Raw genomic sequence first — 14,571 nt, 5'->3', positions numbered from 1 at the left:
TCAGGCACCGGCCCGGCGCTTGAGCAGCAGCGTCAGTCCCAGGCCGGTGATCGAGAGCAGGGCGGCGCAGAAGAAAATCCACGAATACCCCAGGTTCAGGGCCACCGCGCCCATCAAGGGACCGGCGATGGCCAGGGCCAGATCGAAAAACACCGCATAGGCACTCAAACCGGCACCGCGGCTGCTGTTGGGCACCTGCTTGATGGCTTCCACCCCCAGCGCCGGGTACACCAGCGACAAGCCGAAGCCGGTGAGCCCGGCGCCAATCAGCGCCCAGGCCGTGGACGGCGCCAGCCAGAGCAGGGTCAGCCCCAGGGTCTCGACGCACATGCAGGCAATGGCCGAGCGAAAGCCGCCAAAGCGGCTGATGCTGGAGATGAACAGCAACCGCGAGCAGATGAAGCACACCCCGAACACCGTCAGGCAATAGGCGGCGCCGGTCCAGCCGCGGCTCAGGTAGAACAAGGTAATGAAGGTGGTCAGGGTGCCATAGCCGATGGAGGCCAGGCTGAGGCTGGCGCCGAAGGGGGCAATGCGCCCGAAGACCGCCCAGAACGGCAGGCGCTCGCCGCGAATCACCGGCACCGAGGGTTTGTTGCGAATCAGCAGCAGGGCCAGCACCGCCAGAACCGACAGGGCGATGCCCAGGCTGGTGAAACCGTATTGCTCAACCATCACCACTCCCAGCGGCGCGCCGATGGCAATGGCGCCGTAGGAGGCAATGCCGTTCCAGGAAATCGAGCGGGCCGTGTGTTCCGCGCCCACCTGGCCCATGCACCAGCTGATGGTGCCGACCCCGATCAAGCCCTGGGCCACGCCCAGCAGCAGGCGTGCGCCCAACAGCACGGCAAGGCTCAGCAGTGGCCAGTGTTCCAGCCACACTGAAATCAGGGTCAAAAGCCCGCTGAGGAGAATCCCCAGCAAGCCGTAGATGATCGAGCGCTTGGTGCCCACGGTGTCCGACATGCGCCCGGCCATGGGCCGGCTGAGCAGGGTGGCCAGGTATTGCGCGCCGATGGTCAGCCCGGCAATCACCGCGCTGAAGCCCAGCTGTTCGTGGACGTAGCCCGGCAGCACGGCGATTGGCAGGCCGATGCAGAGGAAGGCGATAAAGGTATAGAAGACGATGGAGACGATCTGCAGGGTGATCGCCATGGAGCTTTGAGCGGAGGTCTGTGGCTCGGGCATGAAGGCTCGTTCGCGGGCGGCGGTTAGAGAGCCGCATCATCGCGTGCCGCGATCATAAAAGGAAGCAGGCTAACGATCTTTCCCCAACGCCTCGCAGACCGCTGATGTGCAAGGCCTGAAGGCTGCTTCGCCGATAAGCCCAGCGGCGCTGCGAGCCCTGCAAGCGCGGGCTTACCGGCGAACACGCTGATCGATAGTGCACAAGGTTCGAAGGTTTCTGCACCGGCCAGCGAGGCCCAAATGAAAAAGCCCCGTCACACTGGACGGGGCTCTTTTCTGGTCGCTTGACGCTCGCTGCCGCTTTAGAACATCACGCCCTGGCTGCGCAGGTAGTCGTCGTAGGTGCCGCTGAAGTCGGTCACGCCGCTTGGGCTCAACTCGATGATGCGGGTGGCCAGGGACGAGACGAACTCACGGTCGTGGCTGACGAAGATCAGGGTGCCCGGGTAGTTTTCCAGGGCCAGGTTCAAGGCCTCGATGGATTCCATGTCCAAGTGGTTGGTCGGTTCGTCCATCACCAGCACGTTGGGCTTTTGCAGGATCAGCTTGCCGAACAGCATGCGGCCTTGCTCACCACCGGAAATCACCTTCACCGACTTGAGGATCTCGTCGTTGGAGAACAGCATGCGGCCCAGGGTGCCACGGATCATCTGCTCGCCCTGGGTCCACTGGCCCATCCAGTCGAACAGGCTGACGTCGTCTTCGAAGTCATGGGCGTGGTCCTGGGCGTAGTAGCCGATTTCCGCGCTTTCAGTCCACTTGACGGTACCGGCGTCCGGGGTCAGCTCGCCCACCAGGGTGCGCAGCAGGGTGGTCTTGCCGATACCGTTGGGGCCGATGATCGCCACGCGCTCGCCGGCTTCGACGGTGAAGCTGAAGTTCTGGAACAGGGTCTTGCCATCGAAACCCTTGGACATGCGCTCCAGGGTCACCGCCTGGCGGTGCAGCTTCTTGGTCTGTTCGAAGCGGATGAACGGGCTGACCCGGCTCGACGGCTTGACTTCGGCCAGCTGGATCTTGTCGATCTGCTTGGCCCGGGAAGTGGCCTGCTTGGCTTTCGAGGCGTTGGCCGAGAAGCGGCTGACGAAGGTCTGCAGTTCGGCGATCTGGGCTTTCTTCTTGGCGTTGTCCGACAGCAACTGCTCGCGGGACTGGGTCGCGGCGATCATGTACTCGTCGTAGTTGCCCGGGAACAGGCGCAGCTCGCCGTAGTCCAGGTCGGCCATGTGGGTGCAGACGCTGTTGAGGAAGTGCCGGTCGTGGGAAATGATGATCATGGTGCTGTTACGCGCCGTGAGAATGTTTTCCAGCCAGCGGATGGTGTTGATGTCCAGGTGGTTGGTCGGTTCGTCCAGCAGCAGCACTTCCGGATCGGAGAACAGCGCCTGGGCCAGCAGCACCCGCAGTTTCCAGCCTGGAGCGACTTCGGTCATCGGGCCGAAATGCTGTTCCAGGGGAATGCCCAGGCCCAGCAGCAGCTCACCGGCGCGGGATTCGGCGGTGTAGCCGTCCATCTCGGCGAATTCGGTTTCCAGCTCGGCCACGGCCATGCCGTCTTCTTCGGTCATTTCCGGCAGCGAGTAGATGCGGTCGCGCTCGGCCTTGACCTTCCACAGCTCTTCGTGACCCATGATCACGGTGTCGATCACGGTGAATTCTTCGTAGGCGAACTGGTCCTGGCGCAGTTTACCCAGGCGCACGTTGGGCTCCAGCATGACCTGGCCGCCGGACGGCTCGAGGTCGCCACCGAGGATTTTCATGAAGGTCGACTTGCCGCAACCGTTGGCGCCGATCAGGCCGTAACGGTTGCCACCGTTGAACTTGACCGAAACGTTCTCGAACAGTGGCTTGGCGCCGAACTGCATGGTGATGTTAGCTGTGGAGATCAATTACTTACCTACCAATGATTTAGCGCCAGCCTTGAATCCACGAAGCGCGATCTGGAGCCTTCCAGGTCGGGCCGGTCTGGGTGTGGAACTGAGCCAGCGGGCGTACGTCGAGCGCAACATTCCGGCGACGGGGCCGGGTTGCTGAGCAAAGAGTGCGGGGTGCATGTTGGAATTTGTGCGCATTGTCGCATATGTAACCGAGCAGTTGTATGACGCTCGGGTAGGGATTTTCGCCGCAATGGCCGATGTTCAACTGCCGTTAAGTGCAACCCGGGCCTGAGCCAACGCGTGCATGAACCGCTGCAAGTGTGCGGCGGCCTCAGTGGGGGCGGCCTGAAGCAGGCAGTGAGGGCCGTCGATGGCCACCAGCCGGGCGTCGTTGCGCAGTTGCCGGACCAGGATGGATGCCGAGGCCGGCACCAGCCGGTCGTGGCGGGCCTGGAGGTACAGCAGCGGTACCTCCGTGGCCACCAGGGCCTGGCTTGCATCCACTGCAATCACTGACTGCAACCGGGCCCGCAGTACTTGGGGCGTTACCTGGGCGATGGCTGCCGCCAGGGCGCTGCGCAGGGAGGCGGTGGAAAAACCGCCGAGCAACAAGGCATCCATCGGCCAGAACGGCAGGTGTCGCAAGGGCAGCAGCTTGAGCAACGGTGACAGCGGCGCCAGTGCCGAACGCGGATTGCGCACAAAACTGCAGCACAGCACCAGCCCCAGCATGGCGCTGGGTCGTCGGGCGGCGATGCTGACGGCCACCGGCCCGGAAAACGACTCGCCCAGCAACACGAAAGGACGGTCCAGCGGCAGTTGTTGCCATACCTGCTCTACCAGGGCGGGGTAGTCCAGCACCTGATTGGTGGGATAACGCAGCACCTGCACCGCTAGGTTCGGGGGCAGGGCGTGGAGCAGGGGGGCGAACAGGCTGCCGGTGCCATCCATTCCAGGCAGCAGGACCAGGATCGGGAGCGGTGTGGGGTCGATCAATTCAGCGATCCTTGCCGGGTACAAAGAAAAAAAGCGCCCGGCAGGATACCTCGGGAGTCCGGCCAACACAGCTCGTTTGTGCTGGCCAGAGGGCTGGAGGGCATTTTATTGAGCTGAAGCAAAACCTGGCGCAATACAGGCAAATTTCGACAGAAGTCGCGCAGCTTTTCACAAATTTGAGTTAACCATTGGTTACAAACTGTGGCTAAAATGCGACCCGACGGCCGGACGCCGAGGGTCGGATCGACGACGAAGATGTTCGCCGATTGCGCTTTTTTCAACTCAGACGCTGCCATTTGCCTTTGGCCCTTCGGGCTTTCAGGGGCGCAGCATGCTCTCTTCTGAAGTGTGACAATTTCCGTGAAACTCATCATTGCCGCTGTATACGTTTTATCCATTGCGTACGTACACCTGCGGGGGCGCGTGCGCCACAAGCTGGGTCGCCAACTGAGTGATCACTCCACCTTCCTGGCCCCCATCAACTGCTTCCTTTATCTGTTCTCCAAGTTTCCCAACCGGCCCTACCTGGACCCGGCCGACTTCCCCGAGATGAACAAGCTGCAGGAACACTGGGAGGAGATTCGTGCCGAGGGCCAGAACCTGTTGCAGGCCGGTGAGATCAAGCGCTCGGATCAGTACAACGATGTGGGTTTCAACTCGTTCTTCAAGACCGGCTGGAAACGCTTCTATCTGAAGTGGTACGGCGACAGCCACCCTTCGGCGATGAAGCTGTGCCCGCGCACCACCGAGCTGGTGCAGAGCATCGGCTCGATCAAGGCAGCGATGTTTGCCGAGCTGCCTCCGGGCTCCAAGCTGGTGCGTCACCGCGATCCTTATGCCGGTTCCTATCGCTACCATCTGGGGCTGTCCACGCCGAACAACGAAGGCTGCTACATCGAGGTCGATGGCGAGCGCTATCACTGGCGCGATGGCGAAGCGGTAATGTTCGACGAGACCTACATCCACTACGCGGAAAACACCACCGATCAGAACCGCATCATTCTGTTCTGCGACGTGGAGCGGCCGATGAAGTATCGCTGGGCTGCGGCGTTCAACGGCTGGTTCAGCCGCACGGTGATGTCCGCTGCCGGTTCGCCCAACGATGCCGGGGACAAGACCGGCGGCCTGAACCGTGCCTTCAACAAGCTGTACAAGATCCGCCTGCGGGGCAAGGAACTGAAGAAGCGCAACCGCACCCGTTACTACCTGGAAAAGTGGGCGATCTTCGCCGCACTGCTGTTGCTGTTCATCTATATCTGATGGGCCATCCGCCTTCTGCACAGCGGTAACGCGGCGCCGCCAATGGCGGGCCGCGGATACCGGGTGTTACATGTTCTGCAGGAATATTTAATTAACAAAGCCGAACCCTGGGCGTAGCGTGGAATCGAATTCGATACCTTGTCGCTCTTCAGGAGGCTTGTCATGAACAGTCTGGCCCGCAGGTTTGCCGCATTCATCGCGCTGAGTTGGGCCAGTGGCGCCGTTTGGGCCGCCGCTCCTGAACCGCTCCCATCCCCGCACTTGCCCAGCACTCTGCTGCTGGCGCAGAACCTGCCCAACAGTGGCAACAACGATCCCTACAGCAACCCCATTCGCCGGGCCAATCCCAACAGCATGCAGGGCACCCAGCCCATCAGTCCGCCTGTGCGCGGCCCTGGCACCGGCCCCAGCGTGCGGCGGCCCACCCTGGAGAACGGCGGTATCGGCAACGGTTATCCCCGGGGCGGCGTGCAGCGACCCAACCCCGATCCCCGAGTGCAAAGCCCCCGAGCCAACGATCCGAACAACCGGCGCTAAGATGCCGGTGTGCTGCGTTGTCGGCGCCGCCTGCCTGGGGGCGCGAGGGAATTTCTTGATCCACAGAAGGAAGCGAGCATGTTGCGTAAAACCCTTTTCGCCACCTTGTGCGCCAGCGTCCTGCTGGGCAGCGCGTTGCCGGTCTCGGCGGCGGGCGAACAGTCGTTTCCCAGCGAGCAGGGCACTCTGAGCCTGACGCCGCTGGTGCAAGGTTTGAACCACCCCTGGGCCCTGGCCTTCCTGCCGGATCGCCAAGGCATGCTGGTCACCGAGCGTCCCGGCAGCCTGCGGCTGGTGAGCCCGGACGGCAAGCTTTCGGCCCCCTTGAACGGGGTGCCCAAGGTCTGGGCCAATGGCCAGGGCGGCTTGCTGGACGTGGTGCTGTCGCCGGACTTCAAGCAGGACCGCCTGGTGTATCTGTCCTACGCCGAAGGCGGTGGCGAGAACGGCACAGCCGGCACTGCGGTCGGCCGGGGCCGATTGGCCGACGACCTCAGCGGGCTCAAGGACTTCAAGGTGATCTTCCGCCAGGAGCCGAAGCTGTCCACCGGCAACCACTTCGGTTCTCGCCTGGTGTTCGACCGCGATGGCTACCTGTTCATCACCCTGGGCGAGAACAACAACCGGGCCACCGCCCAGGACCTGGACAAACTCCAGGGCAAGATCGTGCGCCTGTACGCCGATGGCCGGGTGCCGGACGACAACCCCTTTGTCGGCCAGCCCGGGGTGCGTCCGGAGATCTGGAGCTACGGCCACCGCAATCCACAGGGCGCGACGCTCAACCCCTGGAGCGGCACCTTGTGGGAGAATGAGCACGGACCCAAGGGCGGTGACGAGATCAACCTCATCGAACGGGCCAAGAACTACGGCTGGCCCCTGGCGACTCACGGGGTCAACTACTCCGGCCAGCCGATTCCCGAGGCCGGCGGCCAGACAGCACCAGGCACCGTGGGCCCTCATCATGTCTGGGAGAAGTCTCCCGGCATCAGCGGCATGGCGTTCTATGACGGTGATCGCTTCAAACCCTGGCAGCACAACCTGTTCATCGGCGCCCTGGCCAGCCGCGAACTGATCCGCCTGCAATTTGACGGTGACCGTGTCACCCATGAAGAGCGCCTGCTGGGCGAGCTCAATGCGCGCATCCGAGACGTGCGCCAGGGCCCGGACGGTTATCTCTACATCCTCACCGACGAGGATCAGGGCGGCCTGTACAAGGTTGGCCTGGAATAATCCGCGCCATCCCCATCCCCATCCCCGAGCCAGCTCGCTGCTGTAGCGGGCTCGCCAGCCAAGGGGGCGGCGCGGGCAGGGCCGCTGCGCCGGCAAGCCGGCTCCTACGCTTGGGCGGGCGTGGAGAGGATGACGGCGGCCCGCAGTTTGCTGCTGCCGAAGCTGCACATTTTGTCGAACTCGCTGTGGCTGACCGGCAGGTGCTGGCAGTCCATCGGCTGGCGATGCTGGCTATGGTCGACATCCGGGTCATGCAGGTAGACAAAGTCCTCGTCGCAATCGGTGACTATCACCCAATGGGGCGCCTTGGAGCGGGTCAGGCGATAGCTGCTGATCAGCACCAGGGGCTGGCCACCCGCACTCAATAACCTCGGCAGATCCAGAGGGCCACCCAGTACCTGTTGCACATCGCTGGCATCCAGCTCCTTGCAGAACTCGTCGTGGACCAGGCGCATGACGTCTTTTTTATGCTCGTCGCGCACGCCGCTGAGAAACAACGGCCCGGCGCTGTTGACCTGCAGGCGCACGCCAAAGCCGCGGCGCCAGGCGGACAGCGCCAGGCCCTGGGGGCTGCAGCCGCCATGGCCGGCGGTCATGAATACGGTGGTGGCTTCACGCCAGATCTGCAGTTCCTCTCGGCGCTCCAGGGGCCGCGATGGCTGCAGGGCGGCCATGGCCATCAGCAAACAGGCCGGACCGCAGGTGAAGTCGGTGGTCTGCTGGTAGTAGGGCACGCGGATGCTGCGGGTCTCACGGTGCTGGAGAATGCGTTTCTCCAGGCGCAAAGCGTCGGCGTGGTCTTCGTAGTAGTCGTGGATGCGGGCAAAACGCCGGTAGCCATGGCGTTCATACAGGGCAATCGCGGCCGGGTTGTCGGTGCGCACTTCCAGGCGCAGATAGGCGCAGTCGTGTTCCAGGGCACAGGCCTCGATCCGTTGCAGCAGGCGCCGACCCAGGCCCAGACCCCGGGCGTCTTCGGCAATGGCGATGGAATACAGCCGCGCCAGCGAGGTGCCGCGATGAAACAGCACCACGGCATAGCCCAGCAATCGCGCCTGATGCTCGGCCACCAGCAGTTGCCCGTGGGCGCGGCTGATCATCCATTGGAAGCTGCGTGGAGTCAGCCGGTCGCTGGTGAAACATTGCTGTTCCAGGGCCACCAGCGCCGGCAGATCGTCGGGGGTTGCAGTGCGAAAGACAAGATCCATATAACCGCCGTAAAAGTTGCGTAACGAAACGAGACTTCGAAAAAAGTTCGTGCTTAATAGAAAGGGTCAGGTTCTTAAGCGAGAGCGAACTTTATGTCAGCGGTACAAGGTCATTGGCGAGAAGTATCCGAGCAAAGTTTGCCGGCGACAATCACTTCGGCAAGTTATTTTTCCCCCGGGGATAAAGCTTCAAGTCAGGTGATTATCATTGTCGAACGCAAGGAAGACTGGGCTTCCTACTTTCCCAGTGAAGATATTCTCACGGCCCAGGAGTACCTCGAGCAGAGCCGCGAACGTGCTCCGGGCAAACGGGTTCAGGTGATCAACCTGTGCCGCAGCTACAAGTACCTGGGACATGGCTACTACTGCTCGCTGCTGGCTGAAGCCCGCGGCCACCGGGTGATTCCATCGGTACGGACCATCAGTGAACTGACCCGCAAGGCCCTCTATGGATTGGCCCTGGACGACCTGGACAAGGCCCTGGAAAAAGCCCTGAGCAATCACCTCTACAGTGATACCGAAGGTTTTACCCTGACGCTGTATTTTGGCCGGACCCATATCGAGCCCTTGCAGGAACTGGCTCGTCAGTTGTTCGAGCTGTTTCCGTGTCCGATCTTGTTAGTTGATTTCAAACGAACTAACACATGGCGTATCGAAGGCGTGAAGTCCGGTGCCTTGCATAAGTTGCGAGAGGATCAGGAAGATCAATTTGCCAACTCCCTGGACAGTTTCAGTCGCAAGGTCTGGCGTATTCCACGCTCAAGGCAGTTGGCCCGTTATGACCTGGCGATACTTCACGATCCCCAAGAAGTCCTGCCGCCTTCCAATGCCCGGGCGCTGGAAAGCTTCATCCGGGTTGGCAAGGGGCTGGGCATCGATGTGGAGTTGATCGAGAAGAAGGATTACTCCCGTCTTGCCGAATACGATGCGTTGCTGATTCGCGAAACCACCAGCGTCGACAACCACACCTATCGTTTTGCCAAGAAGGCCGAGAGTGAAGGGCTGGTGGTGATGGATGACCCCACCTCGATCCTGCGCTGCACCAACAAGGTCTATCTCACTGACCTGCTCAAGGGCCATCACTTGGGGATGCCCGCCACCGAGATCCTCTACAAGGAGCGACCGGAAGACTTCGAACGGGTCGGCGAACGCCTGGGCTTTCCCCTGGTGCTGAAGATTCCCGATGGCTGTTTCTCGCGAGGCGTGATCAAGGTCGAAAGCCAGCAGGCCTTGCTGGCGGCCACCGCCGAACTGTTCGAGCACTCGGTGCTGCTGCTGGCCCAGGAGTTCTTCTACACCGAGTACGACTGGCGCATTGGCGTGCTCAACCGCAAGCCGATCTTTGCCTGCCAGTACTTCATGTCCAAGGGCCACTGGCAGATCTACAACCACAAGGCCAAGGGCCAGGACATCAACGGCGAGTGCCGCACCCTGGCGGTACACGAGGCGCCGCGGGCCGTGGTGGAGCTGGCGGTGAAGACCGCCAACCTGATCGGCGACGGTCTGTACGGGGTCGATCTCAAGCAGTCCGGCGACAAGGTGGTGGTGATCGAGGTCAACGACAACCCCAATCTCGACGCCGGTATCGAGGACGCCTACCTGCAGGACGACCTGTATTCCCTGGTACTGGAGGAGTTCGTGCGCCGCCTGGAGCTCAAGCGTCGCGGCCAGGCCTGGTGAGGCGGCGATGATCCACAGCTATCGACTGGCCCATGGCGGCCTGCAAGCCGTCCCGGAACTGGATGCCCAGGTCATGCTGTTCAGCAACCCGGACCTGGCAGAGCGTGATTTGCTGCACAGTGCCTTCAAGCTTGATGAGCACGCCCTGGCCTCGGCGCTGGACCCGGACGAGGTGTCGCGCATCGAGTTTCATCCCGATTACCTGTTCCTGATCTGGAAGCGCCCGGAAAACTATTCCGGCGGCGGCAGCCTGTCCTTCGAGGTGTCGTCCTGCGGCCTGCTGTTTTCTGCGGACCGGTTGCTGGTGATCGCTCCCGACGATACGCCGCTCCAAGGGCTGGGTGCGCGGCACAACCTGCACAGCCCGCTGGATGTGCTGCTGGACCTGCTGTTCAACAACATCCATCACTACCTGGGCCACCTCAAGGTGATCAAGCTGGTGGCCCGGGAGCTGCAGCACAAGTTCAACAGCTCGATGGAAAACCGTCACCTGATGCAGATGTTCAATCTCAGCGAGAGCCTGATCTATTACCTCAATGCCTTGCACAGCAACGGCGCGCTATTGACCCGCCTGCGCAATCACGCCGAGAAGGAGCAGTTCGGCAGCCAGGCCATCGGCCTGATCGACGACCTGATCATCGAGAACAACCAGTGTTACAAGCAGGCGGAGATCTACTCCACGGTGTTCGCCGGGCTGATGGATGCCCGGGGCAACCTGATGAACAACAGCACCAACCAGTTGCTGCGCAAACTGACCCTGATCAACGTGGTGTTCCTGCCGCTGAACCTGATTGCCAGCATCGGCGGCATGTCCGAATTCAGCATGATGACCGCAGGCACGCCGTGGTGGATCGCCTACTCGTTGTTGCTGCTGGCCATGTTGCTGGCCGCTGGGGCCATGTCCCTGGGGCTGCGCCGGCTCACCGGCCATGGCGACAAGGTCGTGTGAGCCTTATGGCGCTTGCAGGGTCAGCACTTCGAAGCCGTCGCGGGTCACCGCCACCGTGTGTTCCCACTGGGCGGAAAGGCCATGGTCGCGGGTGACCACGGTCCAGCCGTCCTTGAGCCCGCGGACCCGGGCACTGCCCTGGTTGAGCATGGGTTCGATGGTGAAGACCATGCCTTCGCGCAGTTCCAGGCCGGTGCCCGGGCGGCCGAAGTGCAGGATCTGCGGTTCTTCGTGCATCTGCCGGCCAATGCCGTGGCCGCAGTATTCGCGGACCACGCTGTAACCCCTGGCTTCGGCATGAGACTGGATGGCATGACCGATATCGCCGAGGCGAGCGCCCGGACGCACCACCTTGATTGCCGCCCACATGGCCTCGAAGGTGGTGTCGACCAGGCGTTGAGCCTTGGGGCCGACCTGGCCGATCAGGTACATCTTGCTGGCATCGGCGATGTAGCCGTGCTTCTCCAGGGTGATATCGATGTTGACGATATCCCCGTCCTTGAGCACCGCCTTGGGGTGAGGCATGCCGTGGCACACCACTTCGTTGATCGAGGTGTTGATGCAGTAGGGGTAGTTGTACTGACCCTTGCTCGCCGGGCGTGCCTTGAGCTCGTGGCGGATGAAATGTTCCACCGCGCTGTCCAGCTCCAGGGTGGACAGGCCGGCGGCGACAAAACCGTCGAGAAAGTCGAACACCTGGGCCAGCAGGCGCCCGGATTCGCGCATCAGCGCCAGTTGTTCAGGGGTCTTGATCAGGGCCTGGGTCATGGGCGCCCCCTGAGCAGGTCGGGTTTGTTCAGCAGCAGTTTGTTGATCAGGTCGTTGTAGGCCAGGTGTGGGTTGAGCTCGGCCAAGAGACCGATCTTGATCCAGAATTCGGCCTGGGCGTTGATCGAGCGGTCCATGGCGGCGCTGGCGACGCGGATCTGCTGGTGCAGTTCATCGGAGATTTTGACGATACCCATGTTGATAGGGGGCTCTCTTGAGGGAATATATGAATCGTATATGTTTCGTATAGTCAGCCGCAAGCGGGGAGCAGGTGGGGGAGATGTGTTGCTGTGCGTGAGCCTCGCAGAAATGCGTTGACCGCCAGGGGCTGGCGCGGTTAGTTTCCGGTCCATGACTTTTTCTGCCCATCGTTCCCAGCCAAGCATTATTACCGCCATTCCTGATTGGCGGGCTTGCTGACGACTGCACCCAACCCGCCCTGGAGGCGGGTTTTTTCTCTCTGTCTCCCGGGCTCCGAACACAGCCAGGAGATCCATCATGCATTGCCCCAGCCGTCTTGCCAGCACGCCCCAGCCCAGCGCCGACATGGCCCTGCTGGAACGCTATGTGAAGATGATCCTCGCCGCGCCGGTCTACGACCTGGCGATCTGCACGCCGCTGCAGGCGGCGCCCGCCTTGTCGCAGCGGCTGGGCAACCAGATCCTGCTCAAGCGCGAAGACCTGCAGCCGACCTTTTCCTTCAAGATCCGCGGCGCCTATAACCGTCTGGCCCAGCTCACCGCCGAGCAACGGCAGCGCGGGGTGGTCACCGCGTCCGCCGGCAATCATGCCCAGGGGGTGGCCCTGGCCGCGCGGGAGCTGGGGATCAAGGCCAGCATCGTCATGCCCGACAGCACTCCTGAGCTCAAGGTATTGGGCGTCAGCAGTCGTGGCGCCGAGGCGATCCTGCATGGCGAAAGCTTTCCCTTTGCCCTGGCCCACGCCCTGAGCCTGGCCCAGCGCACTGGGGGCACCTTTGTTTCGCCTTTCGATGACCCCCATGTGATTGCCGGCCAAGGCACCGTGGCCATGGAGATCCTGCGCCAGCAACAGGGGGCGCTGGACGCGATCTTCGTCCCGGTGGGCGGTGGTGGGTTGATCGCCGGGATCGCCGCCTACGTCAAATACCTGCGGCCGGAGATCCGTATCGTGGGTGTCGAATCCGAGCATTCCAATTGCCTGCAACAGGCGCTCGCCGCGGGGGAACGGGTGGTATTGCCCCGGGTCGGGACCTTTGCCGACGGCGTTGCAGTGGCGCAGATCGGCGAGCATGGCTTCCAGATCTGCCGCCATCATGTGGATCAGGTGATCAGCGTCAGCAACGACCAGTTGTGCGCCGCAATCAAGGACATCTACGACGACACCCGCTCCATCACCGAGCCGTCGGGCGCCCTGGCGGTGGCCGGGATCAAGGAATACGTAGCCCGCAGCGGCAGCAGCGGCCAGACCCTGGTGGCCATCGACTCCGGCGCCAACATCAATTTCGACAGCCTGCGCCACGTCGTCGAACGCGCCGCCTTGAGCAGCCTCCCGATGTAGGCGCGAGCTTGCCAACGAAGATGCCGGCCAGGGCGACCCCCGCCTTTAAGGCCTCTTCGCCGGCAAGCGGAACGCCACCCGGCTGGTTCTCAGGAGAGCAGCGGGCGCAGGAAGCTGCGCTCGTAACTGAGGATGAATTTTTTCTTCATCACCGACGCCACCAGGGCCACGCTGTCCGGATCGCTCAGAGCGCTCTGGCGGTAGGCTTCGTAATCGGCCAGGGACGGGAAGCTGAACAGGCAATAGGCAATGTTACTGGCCCCTTCCGAGGGCAGGAAATAGCCATGATGGGTGCCGCCCAAACGCCTGACCACAGCGATCCAGGCTTTGGAATAGGCTTCGAACTCGGCCAGTTGGTAGGGATCGATCACGTATTTGACATGGCAGGTAATCAAGGAGGGAACTCCGGGCGAGGGCAAGGATCAGCGTTGTATCAGGTGTGACTCTTCGAGCGGGCCACGCTGTTGAGCAAGGCTGGCACAACGACCCGGGCATTCTGCGGGGCGGCAAACCAACAGCGCAACCGCCTGCCATTCGCGGCGTTAAAGTCAAAACCCCTGGTACTGAGAGCGAAATCGAATTTAGCAAGGTCGCCAAAGCCGCTTACTCTGTAGTCTGGCTTCGTCTGTCAGGACAAAACGGACCTGAGCCAGAATCGCTAGCGAACATGGACGTCGCGGCCAGCAGGCATTCGCCCAATCATTGGTCGTGTTGAATAAAAGGAGAGCGTCAGCATGTTTTTATCTGCCCTGGAACTGCGCAACATCATTGAGAGCAGCTTTCTGCCCAAACGCTGCCAATGCACCCTGAGCCCGGACCTGTCGATGACGGTCAAGGTCTATGGCGACCATGAAACCGACCGGGTCGAGCTGGTGGTCAGCGGTATCGACGCTGCGCAGCTCAATGGCTGCCGGGAAATCAACGAACTGATCGCCGAATTGCGCTACGACCTGGCCAATGCCCCGGGCGGGCTGTCTGGCCTCAAGCGCAGGGCCCATTGAGCGCGGTCCCCTGACAACGCTCACCAGCGCGTGCCGCTCTGGCCAGGGCACGGCGCATCAGTTTTCGTACATGCAGGCGTGGGCGTGCTTCTGGTAGGAGATTTCCGCCAGTTCTCCAGCCTTGTTGATGTAGCGCATATTGGCGGTCACGACCTCACAGCGGCTGGTCGGCGGCTCGGTCATGGAGATGACCTTGGCGACGTCCAGGCGCATGCCGTACTCATAGGGCACCACCTCGACATTGACATCCGAGGCCTGGGCCAGGCCGCTGAATCCGCACAGGGCCAGGGCGGCCAGGGCAAAGCGCTTGGGTGTGTTCATACTGGTTCTCCATTACA

General features: G+C 62.1%; 15 protein-coding genes and 1 pseudogene. 7 read left to right on the top strand and 9 right to left on the bottom strand.

Features of this window, described 5'->3' with window-relative positions:
* From DWF74_RS01180 to DWF74_RS30300, 4 genes are all read right to left on the bottom strand, one after another.
* Entirely contained in the window at nucleotides 1–1,188 is a 1,188-nt protein-coding gene (locus tag DWF74_RS01180; protein ID WP_060839364.1) for an MFS transporter, read from the bottom strand.
* Between the two features lie 302 nt (nucleotides 1,189–1,490).
* The gene (locus DWF74_RS01175; protein WP_102863518.1) at nucleotides 1,491–3,077 is read right to left on the bottom strand and encodes an ABC-F family ATPase; all 1,587 of its coding nucleotides are present in this window, start codon (nucleotides 3,075–3,077) and stop codon (nucleotides 1,491–1,493) included.
* Nucleotides 3,078–3,326: 249 nt separating this feature from the next.
* The gene (locus tag DWF74_RS01170) at nucleotides 3,327–4,061 is read right to left on the bottom strand and encodes an alpha/beta fold hydrolase (protein WP_115580091.1); all 735 of its coding nucleotides are present in this window, start codon (nucleotides 4,059–4,061) and stop codon (nucleotides 3,327–3,329) included.
* Nucleotides 4,058–4,459, bottom strand: coding sequence for a hypothetical protein (locus tag DWF74_RS30300; RefSeq protein WP_162884042.1), 402 nt, complete (start codon nucleotides 4,457–4,459; stop codon nucleotides 4,058–4,060). Before DWF74_RS30300 ends, DWF74_RS01170 begins: the two co-directional genes overlap by 4 nt.
* Between DWF74_RS30300 and lpxO the strand changes: the two genes are divergently transcribed.
* From lpxO to DWF74_RS01155, 3 genes are all read left to right on the top strand, one after another.
* Nucleotides 4,422–5,321: a lipid A hydroxylase LpxO gene (gene lpxO, locus DWF74_RS01165; RefSeq protein WP_102863520.1), complete on the top strand. Its 900-nt coding sequence runs from the start codon at nucleotides 4,422–4,424 to the stop codon at nucleotides 5,319–5,321. The genes DWF74_RS30300 and lpxO overlap by 38 nt on opposite strands.
* 162 nt (nucleotides 5,322–5,483) lie before the next feature.
* A complete protein-coding gene (locus tag DWF74_RS01160) occupies nucleotides 5,484–5,858 on the top strand; it encodes a hypothetical protein (protein WP_115580090.1) in 375 nt (124 codons plus the stop codon).
* A gap of 78 nt (nucleotides 5,859–5,936) precedes the next feature.
* Nucleotides 5,937–7,088: a PQQ-dependent sugar dehydrogenase gene (locus tag DWF74_RS01155; protein WP_102863522.1), complete on the top strand. Its 1,152-nt coding sequence runs from the start codon at nucleotides 5,937–5,939 to the stop codon at nucleotides 7,086–7,088.
* 104 nt (nucleotides 7,089–7,192) lie between these two features.
* Here DWF74_RS01155 and rimI read toward each other — a convergent pair whose 3' ends face one another.
* On the bottom strand, nucleotides 7,193–8,296 hold the full coding sequence (rimI, locus tag DWF74_RS01150) for a ribosomal protein S18-alanine N-acetyltransferase (RefSeq protein ID WP_102863523.1): 1,104 nt from the start codon (nucleotides 8,294–8,296) through the stop codon (nucleotides 7,193–7,195).
* Nucleotides 8,297–8,389: 93 nt separating this feature from the next.
* Here rimI and DWF74_RS01145 point away from each other — a divergent pair, with 93 nt between their 5' ends.
* Both DWF74_RS01145 and DWF74_RS01140 read left to right on the top strand, forming a co-directional pair.
* On the top strand, nucleotides 8,390–9,976 hold the full coding sequence (locus DWF74_RS01145; protein WP_102863524.1) for a RimK family protein: 1,587 nt from the start codon (nucleotides 8,390–8,392) through the stop codon (nucleotides 9,974–9,976).
* 7 nt (nucleotides 9,977–9,983) lie between these two features.
* Entirely contained in the window at nucleotides 9,984–10,925 is a 942-nt protein-coding gene (locus tag DWF74_RS01140) for a magnesium transporter CorA family protein (protein ID WP_102863525.1), read from the top strand.
* A gap of 3 nt (nucleotides 10,926–10,928) precedes the next feature.
* Here the strand turns inward: DWF74_RS01140 and map are convergent, their stop codons facing one another.
* Together map and DWF74_RS01130 are read right to left on the bottom strand one after the other, a co-directional pair.
* Entirely contained in the window at nucleotides 10,929–11,693 is a 765-nt protein-coding gene (gene map / locus DWF74_RS01135) for a type I methionyl aminopeptidase (RefSeq protein WP_102863526.1), read from the bottom strand.
* On the bottom strand, nucleotides 11,690–11,890 hold the full coding sequence (locus DWF74_RS01130) for a ParD-like family protein (RefSeq protein ID WP_102863527.1): 201 nt from the start codon (nucleotides 11,888–11,890) through the stop codon (nucleotides 11,690–11,692). The genes map and DWF74_RS01130 overlap by 4 nt, the downstream gene beginning before the upstream one ends.
* A gap of 301 nt (nucleotides 11,891–12,191) precedes the next feature.
* On the opposite strand from DWF74_RS01130, the pseudogene ilvA reads away from it, so the two are divergent.
* Nucleotides 12,192–13,214: pseudogene (ilvA, locus tag DWF74_RS01125) on the top strand (threonine ammonia-lyase, biosynthetic); the annotation flags it as partial.
* Nucleotides 13,215–13,321: 107 nt separating this feature from the next.
* On the opposite strand, the gene DWF74_RS01120 reads toward ilvA, so the two are convergent.
* A complete protein-coding gene (locus DWF74_RS01120) occupies nucleotides 13,322–13,627 on the bottom strand; it encodes an NIPSNAP family protein (RefSeq protein WP_102863529.1) in 306 nt (101 codons plus the stop codon).
* Nucleotides 13,628–13,966: 339 nt separating this feature from the next.
* Between DWF74_RS01120 and DWF74_RS01115 the strand changes: the two genes are divergently transcribed.
* Complete coding sequence (locus DWF74_RS01115) at nucleotides 13,967–14,233, top strand: DUF1652 domain-containing protein (protein ID WP_102863530.1); 267 nt, start codon at nucleotides 13,967–13,969, stop codon at nucleotides 14,231–14,233.
* Between the two features lie 57 nt (nucleotides 14,234–14,290).
* On the opposite strand, the gene DWF74_RS01110 is transcribed toward DWF74_RS01115, so the two are convergent.
* Complete coding sequence (locus DWF74_RS01110) at nucleotides 14,291–14,554, bottom strand: DUF2790 domain-containing protein (protein ID WP_102863531.1); 264 nt, start codon at nucleotides 14,552–14,554, stop codon at nucleotides 14,291–14,293.
* Nucleotides 14,555–14,571 lie beyond the last annotated feature (17 nt).

The sequence above is a fragment of the Pseudomonas protegens genome (assembly GCF_003363755.1).
Taxonomy (GTDB): domain Bacteria; phylum Pseudomonadota; class Gammaproteobacteria; order Pseudomonadales; family Pseudomonadaceae; genus Aquipseudomonas; species Aquipseudomonas danubii.
This window is presented reverse-complemented; position numbering and strand designations above follow the sequence as displayed.